13 protein-coding genes are annotated in these 20,417 nt (G+C 47.9%); 2 read left to right on the top strand and 11 right to left on the bottom strand.

The window, feature by feature from the left end; all coding sequences use genetic code 11:
- A partial coding sequence (locus M0R35_01270) for a hypothetical protein (GenBank protein MCK9594291.1) occupies positions 1 to 1,974 on the bottom strand: 1,974 nt, incomplete at its 3' end.
- A gap of 290 nt (positions 1,975 to 2,264) precedes the next feature.
- Here M0R35_01270 and mutS point away from each other — a divergent pair.
- Together mutS and mutL are read left to right on the top strand one after the other, a co-directional pair.
- Entirely contained in the window at positions 2,265 to 4,826 is a 2,562-nt protein-coding gene (mutS, locus tag M0R35_01265; protein MCK9594290.1) for a DNA mismatch repair protein MutS, read from the top strand.
- The gene (mutL, locus tag M0R35_01260) at positions 4,819 to 6,567 is read left to right on the top strand and encodes a DNA mismatch repair endonuclease MutL (GenBank protein ID MCK9594289.1); all 1,749 of its coding nucleotides are present in this window, start codon (positions 4,819 to 4,821) and stop codon (positions 6,565 to 6,567) included. The genes mutS and mutL overlap by 8 nt, the downstream gene beginning before the upstream one ends.
- Positions 6,568 to 6,714: 147 nt before the next feature.
- On the opposite strand, the gene M0R35_01255 is transcribed toward mutL, so the two are convergent.
- The 10 genes from M0R35_01255 to M0R35_01210 form a co-directional block, all read right to left on the bottom strand.
- Positions 6,715 to 7,443 (bottom strand): GAF and ANTAR domain-containing protein, encoded by a 729-nt coding sequence (locus tag M0R35_01255; GenBank protein ID MCK9594288.1) that lies wholly within the window; start codon positions 7,441 to 7,443, stop codon positions 6,715 to 6,717.
- Between the two features lie 156 nt (positions 7,444 to 7,599).
- Positions 7,600 to 8,913 (bottom strand): glutamine synthetase family protein, encoded by a 1,314-nt coding sequence (locus tag M0R35_01250; protein MCK9594287.1) that lies wholly within the window; start codon positions 8,911 to 8,913, stop codon positions 7,600 to 7,602.
- Between the two features lie 112 nt (positions 8,914 to 9,025).
- A complete protein-coding gene (locus M0R35_01245; protein MCK9594286.1) occupies positions 9,026 to 10,189 on the bottom strand; it encodes an aminotransferase class I/II-fold pyridoxal phosphate-dependent enzyme in 1,164 nt (387 codons plus the stop codon).
- 15 nt (positions 10,190 to 10,204) lie between these two features.
- The gene (locus tag M0R35_01240) at positions 10,205 to 10,693 is read right to left on the bottom strand and encodes an Lrp/AsnC family transcriptional regulator (protein ID MCK9594285.1); all 489 of its coding nucleotides are present in this window, start codon (positions 10,691 to 10,693) and stop codon (positions 10,205 to 10,207) included.
- 13 nt (positions 10,694 to 10,706) lie between these two features.
- Entirely contained in the window at positions 10,707 to 11,423 is a 717-nt protein-coding gene (locus tag M0R35_01235; GenBank protein MCK9594284.1) for an NAD+ synthase, read from the bottom strand.
- A 37-nt stretch (positions 11,424 to 11,460) separates the two neighbouring features.
- Complete coding sequence (locus M0R35_01230; protein MCK9594283.1) at positions 11,461 to 13,002, bottom strand: Na/Pi cotransporter family protein; 1,542 nt, start codon at positions 13,000 to 13,002, stop codon at positions 11,461 to 11,463.
- 151 nt (positions 13,003 to 13,153) lie between these two features.
- A complete protein-coding gene (locus M0R35_01225) occupies positions 13,154 to 15,367 on the bottom strand; it encodes an Ig-like domain-containing protein (protein ID MCK9594282.1) in 2,214 nt (737 codons plus the stop codon).
- A 23-nt stretch (positions 15,368 to 15,390) separates the two neighbouring features.
- Positions 15,391 to 18,234 carry a hypothetical protein gene (locus M0R35_01220; GenBank protein ID MCK9594281.1) on the bottom strand — a complete coding sequence of 948 codons (2,844 nt, stop codon included), beginning with the start codon at positions 18,232 to 18,234 and terminating at the stop codon, positions 15,391 to 15,393.
- The gene (locus M0R35_01215) at positions 18,231 to 19,481 is read right to left on the bottom strand and encodes a DUF58 domain-containing protein (protein ID MCK9594280.1); all 1,251 of its coding nucleotides are present in this window, start codon (positions 19,479 to 19,481) and stop codon (positions 18,231 to 18,233) included. The genes M0R35_01220 and M0R35_01215 overlap by 4 nt, the downstream gene beginning before the upstream one ends.
- Before the next feature lie 4 nt (positions 19,482 to 19,485).
- Positions 19,486 to 20,412, bottom strand: a complete 927-nt coding sequence (locus M0R35_01210; GenBank protein ID MCK9594279.1) for a MoxR family ATPase — start codon at positions 20,410 to 20,412, stop codon at positions 19,486 to 19,488.
- Positions 20,413 to 20,417: the final 5 nt, after the last annotated feature.

Raw genomic sequence — 20,417 nt, 5'->3', positions numbered from 1 at the left:
ATTGCCCGATCCTTTGATCATTGCGTATCGAATCGGCACAAAATCCGCCGTAGGATAGAAAATACTGTTATCTGGATCAAGGATATGGTCAAAAACGGTGTTGTCGATATCAAAATAAAATGCCGCTTTTTCAAAGCGTTCTCTTTTCTCTAAAATCGCCATCACCTCCGTAAAACTATTGACGCTTTTGAATCCACCGTCTCTTTGCGAATCAGAATAGCTGTTACCTTTAGCAGGCTCCCATTTGTGGATAGCAGAAAACATGCCCCTCGGGTTATTTTTTAGGGAAAGCTGCACTTTCTTGCCGTTCTTCAACGGAAACACCTGGATATCGTACTTTTGTTCTATCAGGGTAAGCCCTCGTCCGGATCCGGACAGACCGCCATACTGGGCTTTACGGCTTTCCATCTCGTCCACAGGCCGTTCCAAATTATTGTCATAGAGATATATCGCGCCGCTATTTTCTGGACCGGGTTCAACGTAAAAAACAATGGGCAAATTGAAATCCAGCTTGTTCCCGTGCACAAACGCGTTCTTCAGCCCTTCATAAAACGCGAACGCCGCCGCCTGATTCCGAGAATTGTTCGGCGATACCGCCGAAGCAAGCGCCTGGATTTTCTGTTTAAGCAGAAAATAATCCCGGTTATTCCTATGCGGGCTACCGTCAAGATCGAGAACTATGACCTTGTCCTGTCGGACAGCCTGCGCAATCACGAGCAAGCATCCCGGATCGTTGATGTTGACCCGCACCATCTCACGTCCGGGCGCATCGGCCCTGACAGAGTCAATCAGTCCGCCGTCTTTCAACAAAACGGCGGGTTCCTTTTTTGCAACAACCTTCTTCCCCTGCCCGGACGGCAAGATCAGATCAAAACCGTCAATAGACCTGCCCGCCTCAAACTCGACGGTATTCGGCAGCGCAGACTGATCGAATACCCCCTTATATACCGCCGGGTTCCGGCCAGGTTGCCCCAGGTTAATTCCTCCGCTGAAATACTGTCTTATTGTCTGGCCATGAAAGGTCTGGCAGTATTGCTGTGTTTTGTATTCGCCTTTTTGAAAAGATCCCTGGTATTGCCGGAAGTAAGTGTCTTTTGACCATGATTCTGTTGAAACCAGGCCAGTCAAATCTTTCTGGTCTATACCTATACCGCTACCCATGTCATTCTTAAATTGTTTTTTGAACCATTGGGCCAGGATCAATGAATAATAAACCTGCCTTAAGCTAGCGTATTTCTTAGCAGTATTTACGTCTTTATTTAATTTGGGGATTATCAATTCCCTGATCAACCCGGCGGAATATTCATTAAGTATTTTCAGCCGTTCATCCTGAAAAGAATAAGTAGCGGAGTTCTTGAGATAGTCAGATTCCAACATTACTTTAAGGCTGGCTTTATAGATATAAGCATTGGCGCCTGATTCCCGAAGGATTATTTCATTGGGGACTATCCAGGGACGGGTGAGTGTCGGGATATTTATTTTCTCGGAAGCGAACAACTCATCGGCTTTTTGATAAAGCCTGGACCAATATTGTTTACCTTCAACTGTATCAGGCGAGGTATAACGGGCAGTATCTTTTTTTAACTGCACATCAGCTTCAAGAAAAACCCTTCCAATATCCGTCCTGGCCAGATCCGGGTCAATAACATTATCCGGAGAATCCGGGCGAAGATTAACCCAAAAACTTTCATTAGGAAGGGTTAGGCCGATAAGAAAATATTTGAATAAACCCCTGGCGGATATTTTCAGATCGTTCTCTTTTACCTTCTTTTTATCCCCCTTATCCAGTAATATCCGGAAATTATTCTTCAGGTAGTCATAGGATAGATAACGTAAATGGATCGGGCGAAATTTCTCAGGGGAGGACAATCCATTGATATATCCAGGAATGCCCAGCGGGACAGCGACCTGGGCCAACCCAGCCTGTTCGAAGATAAGGCAGAAACTGATTAGAAAAGCTATTATCCGCTTCATAGGTAAAATAGTTTTTAAAAGTTATTACTTATTAGATATAAAAAAATACCCCGGCGTTGATAAAATTGATTAAGCACCGTGGCATGTTTAATTATTTTATATTATATAGAAGAAACTTGTCTGTTACAGTTATACTTAAAAATAACCTATAATCCGCCTGATTTCAAGTTATTTCACCTAAGCGATGAAAGCGCTTTCTTTAAATAATTTTGCCATCTATTTCATTTAACCGCAACAGTTTACAAGACCGGGTCTTGAACTGGGGGCTTAATTGTGCTATAACTATATCTATGGAAAATAACATCACTCCCATGCTTAGGCAGTATCAGGAGGTAAAAGCAAATTACAAAGACTGCATTCTTTTCTTCAGGCTGGGCGATTTTTACGAGATGTTCCTGGAGGACGCGACCAAGGCCTGCGGGATACTGGATGTGGTGCTTACTTCCCGCGACGCGGGAAAATCCGGCAGGATCCCTATGTGCGGCATCCCCTTTCACGCCGCTGACACCTATGTGGCCAAACTTATCAAAGCCGGGCTGAAAGTGGCTATCTGCGAACAGGTTGAAGACCCCTCTTTAGCTAAAGGCCTGGTCAAGCGCGAAGTCATCCGGGTTGTCACCACCGGGACATTCATAGACGACACAAGTTTTGAATCCCGCAATATTATCTGCCTGGATTTCAAGGATAGAAAATTCGGATTAAGCTTCACCGACAATGCCAGCGGTTCCATACAGGCCGCCGAATATCCCGATATAAACCAACTCTTAGGCGCCATAGCTAAAATAGACTGCTATGAATGCGTATTCAGCCAAAGCGCGGAAAAACAGGTCCGCGAAATATTCAAGAACCCGGGCCTGCGGGCTAAGACCGCGGTGCTCAGCCCGATCGAAGACTGGTATTTCAATACTGACCTGGCGAAAAAGAGCCTGCTTGAACATTTTAAAACGCATAACCTGCGTGGATTCGGGCTGGAAGACCTGCCATTAGCGATCAGTACCAGCGGGGCTCTTCTTGAATACCTCAAACTGATGAATCGCCGGCCCCTGCGTCATATTGACCGCATCTGCCTTTATACGGACAGCGACACAGTGTTCATCTCACCTGCCGCCTGCTTCGGCCTGGAGCTTACCGGACTTCTAAAGATAATTGATCATACTCAGACCGCCCTGGGCAAACGCAGACTAAAAGACTGGCTGTATCATCCGCTGAAAGACCGCCCAAAAATAACGAAACGCCAGGATGCCGTAGGTATGCTTAAAACCGCGCCCAAAATACAGGAAGAACTAGGACGGCTGCTGCAAAACATCCCGGATATAGAAAAAAGCATTTCCCGGATAAGCTGCGGATGCGGATCAAGCAAAGACCTGCTGGCCTTGCGCAATACCCTGCTGCGCCAGCCTTATCTGGAAAAGCTCATCGCGCCCTTAGCTAAAGGAAACCCGTTATTTCATTTAGAAAACCTTCCGAATTTACGCGAATTCCTGGCTAAGGCCATAAACCCCGATATCCCCCTGGCCCACGCAGAAGGCAAGAGCATTAACACCGGATTCCATGCCGAACTGGATGCCTTGCGTGAGATACTGGAGAACGGCAAAGCCAAGCTCAGGGAAATGCAGGCAAAAGAAATAAAACGCACCGGGATAAATTCGCTTAAAATAGGGTTCAACCAGGTCTTCGGTTATTACATCGAGATAAGCAAATCCAATCTCGACAAAGTGCCCGCTGATTATATCCGCAGGCAAACCCTGGCTAACGCTGAAAGATTCATAACCGTGGAATTAAAGAGCTTCGAGGATAAGATACTCAACGCCGAAGATGAAATACTAAAGATCGAGGAAGAATTGCTGGAGCAGGTTTATAAAGCGATCCTGGACAATTCCACCAGGCTGCACGCCTTCAGCTCGGATATCGCTTCTCTTGACGCCATCTATTCGTTGAGCGTTTTAAGCCAATCCAAAGGATACATCGCGCCGCTGATAACCGATGACCGCCAGATAACGATCAAAGACGGCAGGCATCCGGTGGTAGAAAAAAGCATAACCGAGCCTTTTATCCCCAACGACTCGCAGCTTGACTGTTCGGAAAACCACCTGATAATCCTGACCGGCCCGAATATGGCCGGGAAATCCACCTATATCCGGCAAACCGCCATTCTGGTGATCATGGCCCAGATGGGTAGTTTTATCCCGGCAGGTTCAGCCAGCATAGGAATAGTAGACAAAATATTCACCCGCATCGGAGCGCATGACGAGATATCCCGCGGGCAGAGCACTTTTATGGTTGAGATGAGCGAAACCGCCGGCATATTGAATAACCTATCGGAAAAAAGCCTGGTTATCCTGGATGAGATCGGCAGAGGCACCTCTACTTTTGACGGGCTGAGCCTGGGATGGGCGATAGCCGAATATTTGGCCAAACAAAAAGTCCGGACTCTCTTTGCCACTCATTTTCATGAGCTTACCGCGCTGGCGGAAGAATTCCCCGGGGTAAAAAACTGCAATGTGGCGGTAAAAGAATGGAACGATGAAGTGATCTTCCTGCACAAGATCCTGGCTGGCGGCACGGATGAAAGTTACGGCATATATGTGGCGAAACTCGCCGGCATCCCCAAAGAAGTGGTCCAGCGATCGCAGCAGATCCTTACCCGCCTGGAGATCCATGGCAATCTCCAGGAAAAGATCCGCAGCCGGATACCCGCGGAAGACCAATTATCGCTTTTTACCAAAGGGCAGAACGGTAAGTTGGAAGAGTTAAGGAAAAACATCGAAAGCCTTGATCTGAACACCATAACCCCTTTAAAAGCCCTGAATAAACTTCAGGAGCTGAAAGACAAACTGAATAAAAATGAATAAAATACACGTGCTCCCCCCTGAAATAATCAGCAAGATCGCCGCCGGAGAAGTTATCGAAAGGCCGGCCTCGGTATTAAAGGAATTGCTGGAAAACTCCCTGGATGCACAGGCCGATAATATCGAAGTGGAGATCAAAGGCGCGGGTAAAATAGCTATAAGCATAAAAGACAACGGTACCGGGATCGCGGAAGAAAATATGGAGCCTCTATGCTCCCGTCACGCCACCAGCAAGATCGCCAGTATCGACGATCTTTACAACATAAACTCCCTGGGGTTCCGCGGAGAAGCGCTTTACAGTATTTCCGCTGTGGCGGACGTAGTATTATCCAGCAAAACCAAAGATCAGGATAGCGGCTGGGAGATACATCTAAGGGGCGGGCAGAAGTTGAATAAAAAACCAGCTGCCATGTCCACAGGCACAAAAATACTGGCAAGCGAACTTTTCTACAACACCCCGGCCCGGAAAAAATTCCTTAAATCCAACACCGCGGAAATGAACCATATCCTGGATATATTCATCCCATATACGCTTCTATACCCGCAGGCAAGCTTCACCCTGACGCATAATGAAAAGACGCTGCTGGACCTAAAACCGGCGCAAAACCACATCCAACGAATAAGCAAAGCTTTAAACCTCGCGGCAGAACATATTATCGAAGACACGCGGGAATTCCCCCGGCGCAACATGTCTATGCATCTGGCGTTAGGCGACATCAATATTCAGCGGGCCAGAAAAGACCTGCAGTTTATCTTTGTCAATAACCGTCCGGTGCAGAACCGCACCCTAAGCTTTCATCTCAACGAGATATACCGGATGCTTTTCCCCCCGGGAACAGCCCCTTTCTTCTGTTTGTACCTGAGCCTTCCGGCGGACCAACTGGATGTTAATGTTCATCCGGCTAAACGCGAGGTGAAGATAAAGGACGAATTAGAGGTAGTAGCGCTTCTGCGGCCGTTCTGCGAAAGCTTATTGATGACCAACAGTAAAGCTAAACAAGCACAGGATAATATATTCCCGATGCCGCAAGCCACCGCTCCCGTTGAACGCCAGGATACCGTGAATCCGACGCCAGGCGGGATCAAAGAGCCCGCAGGACAAAAACAATACAACCTTTCCCTGGAAGAAAATATCATGCTTTTTAAAACCGGGGATATATTCGGACAGAAAAAAGAAAACTTAAAGGAAAAACTTAAATCCGGCAGGTACCTGGGTAACTTTCACAAAAAATACCTGCTTTTTGAATCCGGGGATTCGCTTTTGGTAGTTGATCAACACGCCGCCCAGGAACGGATCACCTTCGAAAGATTGAAATCGCAGATAGAAAACGGACAAGTCGAGGTTGAGCAATTGATCAACCCTATTCTTCTAAAACTTACCCCTGCTGAGCTGCTGCTCTGGGAAGAAAATAATAAAATTATGGAGAAGATCGGCTTTCAAACCAGCCTGTGGGATAAAGAAACCCTGGCTGTACATTCCCACCCGCGGCTGATCGCCAACGCCGAAATATCTGTGCGCAATCTTATTACCGGCGAGAATATCCCTAAATTAAATCCTGAGATCATCGCTAGAAGGGCCTGCCGGTCGTCGGTTATGGCCGGATTCTCGATGAATCCGGAGCAGGCGGAGTATCAACGCAGCCAACTGCTCGCCTGCCGGGATCCTTTCACTTGCCCGCACGGACGGCCTACGGTAATCGAGATACCGGAAAGCTCTCTAAGCAAACAATTCTTAAGGACATAATAATATTAATGTGGGATTTGAGAAAAGGTTAATTGGTGTTGCGTCGATGATTTACACCCAACTTAATCGGAAGAGTTGGTGTTGCGTCGATGATTTACACCCAACTTAATCGGAAGAGTTGGTGTTGCGTCTCTACTCAACCGTCCCCTATTTGGGTTTGATGTCTTTGGCCAGGATGATCGCCTCGGCGATATCGCGCATTGACTTGCGGGAATCCATTGATTGCTTCTGGATCAGACGATATGCTTCCTGAGGAGGGATATTCGCTTCCAGGGCAAGGATATCCTTGGCCCGCTCAACCAGCTTGCGGGTCGCCAACGCCTCTTCCGCGCTGCGCGCCCGGACAGCCAGTTCTGCGTTCTCTATAGCCAGCGCCGCTTGATTCGCCATAGCGCTGAGGATTCCCAGTTCGGTCTTGCTGAATTCGTGTTTCTTGGGCGTATAGCAATTCAACACGCCGATAACCCGGTTTCTCACGGTCAGCGGGACGCAAGCCAGAGAAAACAACCCTTCTTTCTTAGCGATAGTGTCGTTTAAATACCTGGGGTCTTTCTTCAGATCTACCACGCAGATCGGCTTGTTCTCCAAAGCGACCCTCCCGGCTATCCCCTCACCTAACTTTATATTCGGCTTCTTATTGTAGGCCTCGGATATGGACTGGGTCGCCTTTACTATCAACTCTTTCCTGGCTCCATCAAAAAGCATCAGCGAAGATATCTTGGAATTCATCACCTCGGCTGTGACATTGACGATCAGGCGTAAAAGCTCATCGAGGTACGCGCCGCGGGCAATAAGATTGGCGACCTGGGAAAGCCCTTCGATCTGCTTTAAATACGGCTGATAGTTATCTTCTTTTTTTAATACGCTCTTCTTCATTTAATGAACGCATACCTTACGAAGCCCTAACTCACCAGCTAAAGCTACGCAAGTCATCTGCGCGAATTATTGAACACAGAATTATTATTCAGCAAAATCCCGCGTAAGCGGGGCTCCCGTTAATTGCACCCGCAATTAATCAGGACATATCGGCCGTTACAATATCGGCAAATACTTATCCACCTCATACTTAGTCACCTGCATCTTATATTCATCCCATTCCATCTTCTTATTGCGAATGAAATAAGCGAACACCTTATCACCCAGGCAGTCCTTTATCAATTTGCTGCTCTCGGTGATCTTGATCGCCTCAAGCAGGTCTTCCGGTAAAGACTTGATCCCGGCCTTGGCCCTGACCTCTTCGCTCATATCGTATATATTATCATTGGCAGGTTCGGCTAACTTATATTTATTCTCAATGCCGTCAAGGCCTGCGGCAAGCATTACCGAGAAGGCCAGATACGGGTTGCACGCCGGATCAGGCGAGCGGTACTCAATACGGGTCGCTTTTTCTTTTCCGGGCTTATACATCGGGACCCGGATTAGCGCGGAACGGTTCATCTGCGCCCAACAGATATAGACCGGCGCCTCATATCCAGGTATCAGCCTTTTATAAGAATTTACCCACTGGCTGGTTATCGAAGTAATCTCCTGCGCATGCTTCAAAAGCCCGGCGGTATAAGACCTGCCGATCTCGGAAAGATGATACTTGCCGTCTTTGTCAAAGAACGCGTTCTTCGCCCCCTTGAACAAAGACTGGTGCACATGCATTCCGGAGCCGTTTATCCCGAATATGGGCTTAGGCATGAACGTGGCGTAAACCCCGTGTTTGCGCGCCGTCTCCTTGACTATCAGACGATAGGTCATGACATTATCGGCCATAGTCAGAGCATCATCATAACGCAGGTCTATTTCATGCTGGCTGGCAGCTACCTCATGATGGCTGTATTCAACTTTAATGCCCAACGACTGCATGCTTAAGATAGTGTCTCTCCTCAGGTCCTGGGCCACATCCAGAGGAACCAGGTCAAAATAACCGCCCTGGTCCAGAGGCTTAGCTTCCGCGGAATTCGCGAAATAAAAATATTCAAGTTCCGGCCCGACATTAAATGTATAGCCCATATCCTTTGCCCGGGCCATCATCTTCTTCAATACAAACCTGGGATCGCCGGCAAAAGGCTTGCCGCCGGGCTCATAGATATCGCAGAACATCCTGGCGACCGCGTAATCCCCGTCAGGCAGGATAGCGAATGTGCCGGTATCAGGTTTGGCGATCATATCCGATTCCTCGATACGGGCAAACCCCTCGATCGACGAACCGTCAAATCCCATTCCCTCTTCCAATGCACCGGGCAATTCATCAGGGGTAATAGCAAACCCTTTCAAAAAACCCAGGACATCGGTGAAACATAAGCGGATAAACTTTATCTTGCGCTCCTTGACTATCTTCAGTATCTCCTGATTGGTCATCTTAGCCACTGAACCCTCCTTGATTAGAGAATCAACACCGGCGCATATTCCAATTGCGCCGGGTGTCAGATCTCATCGCAACACCGCCCTCTCCATTGAGTTCGGGTATAAATTATCTTTTAATGTCCGCCATGCACGCGGCCATCCGGCTGAACGCCTCTTTAAGATTATCAAAACTCGAGGCGTATGAGATACGGATAAAATCCGTGAATTGCTCCCCGAAAGCTGTCCCGGGGACAACCGCGACTTTCTGCTCAGCCAGCAGTTTCCTGGCAAAATCCATGCAGTGCATGCCGGTCTTCTTCACCGAGGCGAAAGCGTAAAATGCGCCCTGGGGCTTGGAACAGGTTAATCCGATACGGTTAAGTTCGCTAAAAACGAATTCCCGCCTTCGCTTATATTCCCGCTTCATTTCTTCGACAGACCGCTTACCTGTCTGCAACGCCTCGCATGCCGCCATCTGGCTGGTAATAGGCACGCACATTATCGTATATTGATGTATCTTAGTCATCGCGTCGATAATCGCCTTGGGCCCGCAGGCATACCCCACGCGCCAGCCGGTCATGGCAAAACTTTTAGAGAATCCGTTGAAATAAACGGTGTTTTCCTTTGCCCCGCTCAACGACGGGAAAGAGATATGCTCAAAATCGTAGGTGAGATCACTATAGATCTCATCCGACATACATAAAATACCGTGCTTTAACAGGACCTTTTTTATCGCCTCCAGCTCCTTTCGGGTATAAGAAACCCCGGTGGGATTAACGGGATAATTCAGGATGATGCCTTTGGTCTTTTTGTCGATGCACCGAGAAATATTCTCCGGGGTCAGCTTGAACCCGTCTTTGGAAGTGTCGATATATACCGGTATCCCGCCCGCAAGCTCAGCCATCGGGCCGTAAGAGACATAACCCGGCCTCGGCACCAGGATCTTATCCCCGGGGTTGACGATCGTGCGCAAAGCCAAATCGATCCCTTCGCTTACGCCCACGGTAACCAATATCTCGTCGTCAGGCGAATATTCCAGTCCGTATTTATTCTTCAGGTGGCGGCTGATCGACAGACGCAGCTTATACAGCCCCTTATTCGAGGTATACGAGGTAAAGCCTTCTTCAAGGGAAGTGATCCCTGCTTCACGGATCTGCCACGGCGTGACAAAATCCGGCTCTCCCACACCCAGGGATATAATATCCTTCATACCCAGGACAAGGTCAAAGAATACCCGTATGCCTGAGGGCTGCATCTGCTCGACTTTTGTGGCGACAATATTTTTATTCATAAGATTACCCGCGCTTTAATACGAAATAGCTATCCTTTTATTATCCTCTTTTTGTTTTAAGATCACTCCGTCTTCCTTGTATTTCTTCAGCAAAAAATGCGTGACCACGCCTCTGACATTTTCCATCGGGGAAAGCTTTTCGGAGATGAACCTGGAAACAGTATGGATATCTTTGCCCCTTACGATCAACAAAAGGTCATATGTCCCGGAAAGCAAAAAACAGCTTGAAACTTCCGGGAAGAGGTATATCCGTTCGGCGATCTTATCAAAACCCACATCCTTCTGGGGTATAAGATTTACCTCGATCAGCGCCCGGACCTCATTATCGGAATCGCGGACCAATTCCCGGTTGATGACCGCCTTATACTTGAGGATCACTCCGTCCTTTTCATATTTGGCTACCGCCTTTTTCACCTCAGCCGGTTTTTTCTTCAGCATCTTGGCTATCTCTTCGCTGGTAGTCCGGCAGTCTTTCTCCAATATCTCCAATATCTCGTCCATCATCCCTCCGTTTTGGCTATATTCTGCAAACAGCAGGCTTATGCCTTTTATGTTCGGAATTCTTAATAAGCCTCTTTACCTTATTGACCTTAGCTCCGGCAATGACCTGTTTACGCCTTTTTCCCAGGCGCAACAGAATATCATCCAGTTCCAGATAAGTAATGCCCAGGTCCGCTTCATCGGTCTGGCCGTCCCAGAGTCCGGCTGTAGGCGGTTTAGCTATGACTGCTTCGGGTATGCCCAGCTCACGCGCCAATGCCTTGACCCGGGATTTCACCAGATCCCCAATAGGCAGGATATCGCTGGCCCCATCCCCGTACTTCGTGAAATAACCGGTCATTAATTCGGATTTATTGCTCGTCCCGCAGACCAGGTACTTTAATTTCCGGGCAAAATAATAAAGGACCATCATCCGCAGCCTGGGCCTGAGATTAGCCCGGGTCATCCTGTCCGCAGCCGGCAAGGCTTTCAAAAGGCTGTCATATATCCCTGAAAGATCAATAACCTTATTCTTTATGCCGAATTTCCGGCTGACCATCCGGGCATGCTTTAAGTCGTTATTATGGCTGTGACAGGGCAATATCAAACTCAAAACCCTGTTCTTTCCCAAGGCTTTAATTGCCAGGACAGCGGCTACGCAGGAATCCAATCCTCCGCTTAAGCCTAAAACCAAACCGCCCGCTTTAGCCCGGGACACCTGTTTCTTGATCCATTTTATGATCTTGATCTTCATTGAACTGAACAGGCCCGAGACCGGAACAGACCTTTTATCATAACCCCTGTTTTACGGCTTGAGCCACATTAACAAGATGATCCCCGATCTTTTCCAGGTTGTTTATAGTATCCAGAAAAATCACCCCGGAAGGGACATTACAAACCCGGTTTTCAAGGCGTTTTACATGGTTGTTCTTTAACCTGTCTCTTAATGTATTGATCTCCGGCTCCTGATCGAGCACTTTCTTCGCCTCATCAATGTTATTCGAAGACAAGGCGCCGATCGCGCTGTCGATCATCAGGTTCAAATCAACAAACATCGTTCTTAATTCATCCAGCGCTTCCCGGGAAAGAGAAATATTGCTGTCGATCCTCTGTTCAGCCAAGGCTCTTAAATTCTCCGCGTGGTCGCCGATCCTTTCCACATCATTGATCGCGTGGATAAGCGGCGGTATCTTTTTCGATTCCTGCGGGCTTAATTCCTGCTGCATGATCTCAACCAGATAATTCGTGATCGCGTCCCTCAAAGAATCGACCGCCTCTTCGTTGCGGACGATCTTTTCCAGGTTCTTGTTTTCATTCCTCAATAAACCGTTCATAGCGGCATTGACCATTTTTTTGGTCAAATACATAACCCTGACGATCTCTTTGATCGCGGCTTCAATAGCTATGGGTGGAGTATTCAGCAGATGCCGTTCCAGGTATTTAGGCAAATAATCGACATCCTCTTCTTCCTTGCCTTTCACTATTTTCGTGAGAAAAGCCGCGTAATACTTCACAAATACCAGAAATATAACCGTATTTATTATCTTAAACAAGGTATTCGCGTTAGCGATCTGCCGGGGCAGCATGCTCGATGTATGAATAGCCAGGTTTTCAAATACCCCCAGAAACGGCAGGAATATCAGCGCGCCGATGATATTAAACAATATATGGCCTACCGCGACCCGCTTCGCGGCAATATTCGTGTTCACTGAAGCGATCAACGCCGTAACGCAAGTCCCGATATCGCAGCCCAATACTAGCGGTATTGCCGCCTTTAGATCGATCAGGTTTACCATTGCCAAACCGATTACCATACCGGTCCCAACCGAGCTGCTCTGCAAGGTGGCGGTGACCACAAAACCGGCCAATATCCCTAAAAAGGGGTTTTTACTGAAACTGATGAATATATTCTTGAACCACGGATACTGGCCAAGAGGTTCTACTACGCCGGTAAGTATATTCAACCCCAAAAAAAGAATGCCAAAACCCAGCAAGAACTCGCCGATATATTTATGCTTTTTCTTCGGGCAAACCAATAAAATAAGCATGCCCAAGCCTATAATAGGAAGCGCGTATGCGGTAAGCCGGAAAGCGATCAATTGCCCGGTTATTGTCGTTCCGATATTGGCGCCGAATATAACCCCTAAAGCCTGGATCATATTCATTAACCCTGCATTAACAAACCCCACGACCATAACAGTAGTGGCGGAAGAAGACTGAATGACCGAAGTGATACACGCTCCGACTAAAACGCCTTTTACAGGATTGCCGGTAAGGTTATGCAGTATCCTGCGCATCCTGTCCCCGCAGGCTTTATGCAGGCCCTCGCTCATCTCGTTTATCCCATATATAAACAAGCCGAGACCGCCCACTACCCCAAAAATAAGATCCTGAACCATATTTTATCGCACCTCAACTGAAATAACGCTGTCTTGCTTAAGATTACTTAATATTGATGGATTATACCATTTAAACCAGGTAAAATCAATATTTTGTCGTTTTCAATGCGAAAGGGGTCATTTTTACCAAAGCCCGCAGGTATTTAAGCGCCAGGGAAACCTTTCCATAATTAGCCGATATATCTTTCAATGCCAGTTCATAATACAAATTGGCTGAATTAACGTCTTCAAAGCTAAGCGAATTTCGGCTATACAAGGCTTCCTCCAATTTCTCGGTCAAGCTGATAAATACCCGGCCTTTTATGCGGAATTTTTCTTCGGCCAGCCTGGCAAAGGTCAATGGCGCCTGGCCTGGCCGGTCCTGAAAACCAAATATACCCATAACCCGCTTCAAATTATTGTAGGCCGCGCTGATAAATCCCCGGGGATTGTCCTTGAGCCCGAGGATCTTTTTAGCCTTGTGTTTGATCATCAGATAAAATATGAGAAACAATAAAAATAAAACCAAAACAAGTTGCGCCAGAATCATGCGGCATACCCGCCAAAACCAGGCCCAGGTAAAAACTATCTCAACGCTCACCGGAAGCGATCTTACCCCGGCATATTCGGCGTTGATCACAGTTTTACCGAATCCCAAAGGAATGATCACGGACTTCTCGACTTTCAATATCCGCCGTCCGGTGACCGGCCAAGCCGCTTGTAAAGTTATATCCTTAAACGAAAAATCCGAATAATAACCTTGCGCTTTTAATCGCATCCGGTCAAGGCGGGATAATTTAGCTTTCTGCGGAGCAACTATTATAGAAAGCAGGTCCGGGCCCGTAACCGTGACCGGCACAGGCTCGCTTTCCACTCCCCGCATCTTCACGCTGACATTAGTTTTTCCGGCGGACAATCCGGAAAGTCTGCCCTGGGCAACAACAGCGATGTTTTCATCACGCGCCGCCCAATCACCAACCGAAGTAATATCTTTTTCCCTTCCGTCACTGTATATAGCGACAGCCTTTAATCCGGCTTCTTTGCCGGAAGGCACTTTAAGATCCCCGGGGGATATCTTTATCCGGACCAATTTAACCTGTTTTTTTAACGCCTTGCCATTCATCCGATTGCCATCGTTCTGAGTTTGCCGGACCGGGTCATCGGCATCCTCCTGGCCGGGCCGGTTCAGGGGCGTTTCATTATCATTATCTTTATTTTTATCCTCGTCGGGGTCTTTCTCCGGCGGCTTATCAGACTTGGTCCTATTTCTCTCGGGATCAACGGATTCTCTAACGGATATTCTTATAGGCAAACTCTTCAGGCGGCCGGCAAAACTGGCGGTTATCTCGGTGCTTCCCGGGGTCCGGGCGTAAAAGACACCGTTTTGCAGTATATTCCCTATTTTTTTATCGGAAATCAACCAGCGCACATCCGCGGTGATATCAACCACTTTATTATCATAGTATGTCCCGAAGGCTTTCAGAAACACCGTTTGTTTTACTTTAAGCTTGACTGATTCAGGTAAAAGAAGTATATTCCTCAGAATATGCGGCGGATTATCGCGGCTTTTCCTGGCATAGACAGGCTGAACCGGACTTTGCTCATCCGCGTATTCACAGAAAACATCGAACTTGCCCGCGGAAGAAAAAGAAAGTGTATTATTCCGGCAAGGCATAACATTAGTGTCTTGACGGATAAACCATTTGGCCTTGGCGCTGATATCCTTTACCGTATATCCTTCAAGAGGAAAAACCCCTAATGCCGTAAATTCGGTAACTCTGCCCATAGGGACTCGCGCTTTATACGGCAGGACATTTATAATTACCTTTTTGCCTTCTTGCCGCTCTACTTCTTTGCAGCTAAGATAAGCCGGGCCGCTCAATCTCCCATTATACCCGGCAAAAACCTGATACTCGCCGGTATATCGCGGGATAACAACGTTTCGCCCAGTGACCTTGCAGGCCTTAGGGTCACTAACCAGTATTTTCGAATCCGCGCTAACATCGGTTATCCCGGATTCCGGGGTACCGGCAAATACCCGGAACGCTATCGCTTCTCCCGGAGGGGATTTGCAGGCCTGCGGATAAAGATAAACCTGCTCAGTCTTGCCCGGGAAATAAATAAAAAATTCCCGCGGGGGAGAATAATACCAAAAATCATCGCGGATAGAATCAGGCATGCCGTATTTCTTGAGTGCCTCATCCGTATCGATGCCGGTGATGACTTTGCCCTTTGAAGTCTGGATTTCCCCGGCTTCTGCCGACTGGCAATAAGCAAAAAACCATATGCAGCAAAATAACGCCAGAGCGACAAGATCCATCCTGTATTTCACGCTTGCCCGTTTCACTTTTCCAACTCTCTTTTAAGGGTTTTATAAACATCTTCCCCGATAGCCGCGATAACTTTTATCCGGGCCTTTTGACTTTCGACACCTTTAAACCGGCAGAAGACCATCGTATCGCCGGGGGCTAAAGCGGTTACCGCGCCTCTTTTATCCACGCGCGCTATTACCGGTTCCCGGGAAACCCATTCCACTTCAGCGCTTATATCCCTTATATCTACGCCGTCATAAACCGCGACAGGCCGCAAAAAAATATACCCGCCTTTAGGCATAACGACCCGGCGGGGGAGAAGATCGATCCGCAACCCGGGGGAGGGTTCGTTTTTTTTAAAAGATTTATTAAACAGAAAGCCCGGATTGTTCTTCAGACTTTGTTCAAGCTTTTTAATTTCCTCATCCGCCTCTTCCGCGGTCTTGCTTTTTACGATTTTATCCATCTGTTCCGCGAACCCCTCGGCGTTATCCGGATCAATGCTTTTCAATTGTTCCAGCGTATTCCTTAACCGGACATTCCGCTCCCCTATCTTGATCATCTTAAGCATATCCTTGATTTCCTGGAATTCAGCAGCGAACTTATCCGGCCAGTCTTTTTCGGAAACGCCTTGTCTCAACGATCTAACCTGCTCTTTTACTCCTTCGTTCGACTTTTCCATCTGCGCTATTGTCTGGGCTTTAAATAACCCTTCGGTTAAACGGCTTAAAGCCTTTTGTTCATCTTCACCCAGATCCGATCCTTTAATGGCAGAAAGCATACTTTGCTGATAATCATCAGATAATGTTCCATTTTCCGCGTCCCCTTCCCTGACTTCGGCTTCATCTGCGGCGTCATTAAGATCCTGCTCAGACCCGGCTGACGCCATATACCTTACCAAATTCATAATATCTTCGCCGGAGTCAGCAAGCCCGCTTTGTTCCAGACTAGAGCCGATACTATCGGTCTGTGCTCTGATCGCGCTTTCCGGCTCAGACACATCTTGGCCGCCTTGGGCAGAAACATCCTTTTGCTCTTTCATCAACCCGGTAATCCCGTCAATACCCCCTTTAATATCGCCCCCTGTCTCCTCGGTAATAAAACCTTTGCTCTTGGCGTCATCAACCAGGCCTTTGGCCTTACCGGCGGAATTATCCAATCCCTGCGCTGTCCCGGATGACTCCATTCCCCGCACCAAGCTCATGATCTTTTCCCCGTTGTCAGGCAGCCCGCTCCCTTCCAACGCCTGAGCGATCCTGTTTTTTATCTTTCTGATAAAGTTTTCTCTTAAAGCCTCAACGCTTTTCCCTATTAACCCATCGGACCGCAGATCATTATCCTCTAATACTCTTTCTAATTCCTCGTATTTTTTCAGAAAATCCCGGTGATCCCGGGTTTTCTTAAGATTATCTATGCCCTTTTGAACGATCCTTTGGTCATCTTCGGATAAACCTAAAGCCTTAAGCTTTTCTCCGGATTCCCGGAACCCCTCAGAGATGATCATCCCGGCTTTCAGGTCCAGCGACTCTTTTATCCCATTAACGATATCCCGAGTATCGCCGGACAGGCCTTTTTTAAGCCTTTCGATCTCCGCGGCTATTTCCCTGACATCCGCGGGCTCCCGGGCTTTACCGACTTGCCAGAGCAGCTTGGCGATTTCCTCTTTTAATCCTTTTTTCAACAGTTCCACGCGCCCCTTTAGCGATTTATTCTTTTCGCGGTAAAGCGCCAGGGATTTCCAATCCTTAAGCGAGGAGGCCAATTCCGATATTTCTTTCTTCAGCCCGGAGGCAAATGAGGAACTCTGAATCACATCCTGGATATCCCCTTCCAGATCAAAAAACGCAGGGGATGGATCCCGGCTGTCAAACCGGTCAAGCCTGCTTAAAATTTTCATCCTGTCCTTAATATTGAACGGGCTCTTTCTAAGGCTGTTGTTTATATCATCCCGGATCTTGCCGCTATTATAAGCTATCTTCCTGTCCAAACTGCTTTCCAGCGTAACCAGCTCATCGCCCTTGATATACCCGCTTCCCCTGATAAAATCCGCCAGGGACTGTTCAGCCCTATCCAGATCAAGGACAGCGCTTTCTTTATTCAACAAAACGCTTAAAGCGGAAAACACCGCCGGGCTTCCCCCACCCGAGCCGGATCTCAATATCAAGCGCTGCATCCGCTCTTGCAATTTATCCTGCAGTTCGTAATTCTGTTTATCCATTTCCTCCGCCGGGGAATACCCGCCTGCGCCGGCGACACGCAGGACCCCGCCGCTCAGGTCAGTTTTTTTGCAATTTGACGCGATCATCCAGGCGCCGGAGATGGAACAAAGAAAAAACGATATAAGTATCAAAAAAGACCGGTTGCCCTGAAAGAGCTCCGGGGAAACGTTCTTAAATGAACCCCGGAATTTGACTTTAAGAACAAACGCCCCAAAGACAAGATAAGCCAGCACCGCGAAAGCGGCTTCACCGGAATATTGCCTTAACCAAACCGCGTGGCCCATAAATAACGGCAGGCTTAATGCCTGTATGTCGGAAAGCACCCTTGGCGAGGCGGCGTTAAAACTTAAGACGATGATCAGCGCGATCATCCCTTTCAGGCATAAAGCGACCACACCACGGTAAACAAAAGAAGAAGTATAAACTGAAAAAACCAGCCAGGATAAAATAATCACCGCGCTTACGCCGATCGCGCTATTCAACCAAGTTACAGCTTTGTTCCGCGTCAGCCAACTGAAGCTCAAACCGCAAGCAAGGCCTATTATCAAAAGCGGGAAATAAAACGATACCTGCCGCTCTACCAGAAAAGCGGCAGAGCACACAAGGCAGGCGGTAATAAACATTTCAACTGACAGAAAACGGTCTTTTTCTTTCATTGACTTATCTTCAGGAAGCTTTCTTGCGGCGAGACCCCGCAGGTAAAGAACACCGGATTAAAATTAACTAACCCCGGGATGTGTATATTTATATCTTTGAGGATATCCGCTTTTTCCAGTTTGCCGGAAGGCTCCAGGAACGTGGATGATATCAAGACCAGCGGAATAAGCGATATATTGCCTTTGGCCAAAGGAAGCATCTGGGCGATATAACCCAGGTCCTCTACTGTAGCTACAATTATCAATGTGGTATCGTCAGGGATATAACTCAGGAATTCCGGGATTATCTCGGCCAGCCCCACCCCGCTTTCCGGCCTGGCCATAGCCAGGAATTTAAAGATATTATCCAAGTGTTCCGAACCCCGGTTGAACGGAATATGGACGATCTCGCCGGCGTGCGCGATCATTTCTATCGATACATTGCTGTCAAAAAGATATTTGCATACCGAAGCGGCTATTCTTACGGTGTATTCGGCAATACTTTCCTTGCCCTGGCCGTAGTCCTTATCCTTTTCCAGATTGAATATGACCGTCGCCCGGTGAAAACTCTGGTTCTGGAATTGTTTTACTATCAGCCGGTTCTTTTTAGCGGTAGAAGGCCAGTGTATCCGTTTTATCGGATCGCCATCCTTATATTCCCTGACCCCGAAGAACTCGTCCTCATCCCCGCTAGAACGTGCGGTATTTATGCCGAACCACGGCTGGACGCCCTTAGCTAAACGCGGGAATTTGTATATAGGGAACACCCTGGGATAAACATAGACCTGGGAATATACGTTATACCGCTTTTCAAAGAAAAACAGGCCCAGGGGATCGAAAAAATACGCCTTAAAAGGGCCTAACATATATATGCCCCTGTCCGGACAGGCACAGTTGTATTTGATCACCAGGGTGGAGCCTGGGGCAAGGCCGTCAAAAAAGATAAATTCAGCCTTCCCCCCCGGCGCGGCGCAAGGCAGCGCGTCTTCCATAACCACGTTAAACAACGGCAATATTGTTTTGTTGCTAAGCGTTACCTCAATCTCGAGGGCGTCGTCTTCAACTACTTTAGCGCCGGCTTTACGCGTAAACGATATTCTGGCTATAAACGCGGACAGGAAGGCGTAGAATAATGAAAGAAAGATAAAACAAAAGAGGAACCCGAAGAAAAAATAGAAGAATTTTATGGAAGTCCTGTAGCCGATGATAAAATTAGCGGCCGCGATCAACAGCAGAAAACCCCATTTTACCGCGCATTTCCTGAACATAAAACTATGGTATTGGTACGCTTTTGATGATCTCGCTTATCACCGAATCCGCAGTATGCCCGGCGATAAGCGCCTTATGCTGCAGCACGATCCTGTGTTTTAAGACCCACGGCAGGAGCTTTACTATGTCGTCGGGGACCACATAATTACGGCCTTCCAGGAAAGCCCAGGCGGAACCCGCTTTCATCAAAGCTATGGACGCGCGCGGGCTGGCCCCCAATTTTATATCATCCTGCCTGCGGGTGGACGATACCAGCTTTACGATATATTCCAGGACATTTTCGGAGATATCCACGTTCTTTACTTCCGCCTGCAGCCTGAGAACTTCGACGAGTTCCATTGCCGGCAGGACATCATCGACAGGATGCTTGACCTTCTGGCCGCTGATCACCTTGACCTCTTCGGCCGTGCTGAGATAACCCATATCGATCTTCATCAGGAAGCGGTCCACCTGCGCCTCAGGCAAAGAATACGTGCCCTGATGCTCAATAGGATTCTGTGTGGCGATGACCATAAAAGGCGCGGGCAGAACAAAGGTCTGGCCGTCAAGAGTGACCCGGCTTTCCTGCATACACTCCAAAAGCGCCGACTGAGTCCTGGGGGTGGTCCGGTTTATTTCATCCGCCAGAAGGATATTGGTGAAGACCGGGCCCTTGCGGAAATCAAACTCGCCGGTCTTGGGGTTGTAGATCGAACCCCCCGTTACATCCGAAGGCAGAAGGTCCGGGGTGAATTGGATCCTCTTGAAATCTCCGCCGATGGATTTGGCCAAAGCCAATGACAGCATGGTCTTGCCCAGGCCCGGGACATCCTCGATCAGGATATGTCCGTTGGTCAGCATCCCGATTATCAATAAGCGTATGGTCTCGGATTTTCCGATGATCACCTTTTCGATGTTTGAAAACAAATTCTTAAGGCTTTCATTGATCATATTAA

Source organism: Candidatus Omnitrophota bacterium, from assembly GCA_023227985.1.
Lineage (GTDB): Bacteria > Omnitrophota > Gorgyraeia > Gygaellales > Profunditerraquicolaceae > JALOCB01.
The sequence above is the reverse complement of the archived record's forward strand: the minus strand, read 5'-3'. Positions and strand labels throughout refer to the sequence as shown.

What these genes read in the sequence shown, in the direction of transcription:
- mutS (MCK9594290.1), top strand. Translation starts at nt 2,265, where the DNA reads ATGGAAAATAACATCACTCCCATGCTTAGGCAGTATCAGGAGGTAAAA.
- mutL (MCK9594289.1), top strand. Translation starts at nt 4,819, where the DNA reads ATGAATAAAATACACGTGCTCCCCCCTGAAATAATCAGCAAGATCGCC.
- M0R35_01255 (MCK9594288.1), bottom strand. Translation starts at nt 7,443, where the DNA reads ATGAAGAAGAGCGTATTAAAAAAAGAAGATAACTATCAGCCGTATTTA.
- M0R35_01250 (MCK9594287.1), bottom strand. Translation starts at nt 8,913, where the DNA reads ATGACCAATCAGGAGATACTGAAGATAGTCAAGGAGCGCAAGATAAAG.
- M0R35_01245 (MCK9594286.1), bottom strand. Translation starts at nt 10,189, where the DNA reads ATGAATAAAAATATTGTCGCCACAAAAGTCGAGCAGATGCAGCCCTCA.
- M0R35_01240 (MCK9594285.1), bottom strand. Translation starts at nt 10,693, where the DNA reads ATGATGGACGAGATATTGGAGATATTGGAGAAAGACTGCCGGACTACC.
- M0R35_01235 (MCK9594284.1), bottom strand. Translation starts at nt 11,423, where the DNA reads ATGAAGATCAAGATCATAAAATGGATCAAGAAACAGGTGTCCCGGGCT.
- M0R35_01230 (MCK9594283.1), bottom strand. Translation starts at nt 13,002, where the DNA reads ATGAGCGAGGGCCTGCATAAAGCCTGCGGGGACAGGATGCGCAGGATA.
- M0R35_01225 (MCK9594282.1), bottom strand. Translation starts at nt 15,367, where the DNA reads ATGGATCTTGTCGCTCTGGCGTTATTTTGCTGCATATGGTTTTTTGCT.
- M0R35_01220 (MCK9594281.1), bottom strand. Translation starts at nt 18,234, where the DNA reads ATGAAAGAAAAAGACCGTTTTCTGTCAGTTGAAATGTTTATTACCGCC.
- M0R35_01215 (MCK9594280.1), bottom strand. Translation starts at nt 19,481, where the DNA reads ATGTTCAGGAAATGCGCGGTAAAATGGGGTTTTCTGCTGTTGATCGCG.
- M0R35_01210 (MCK9594279.1), bottom strand. Translation starts at nt 20,412, where the DNA reads ATGATCAATGAAAGCCTTAAGAATTTGTTTTCAAACATCGAAAAGGTG.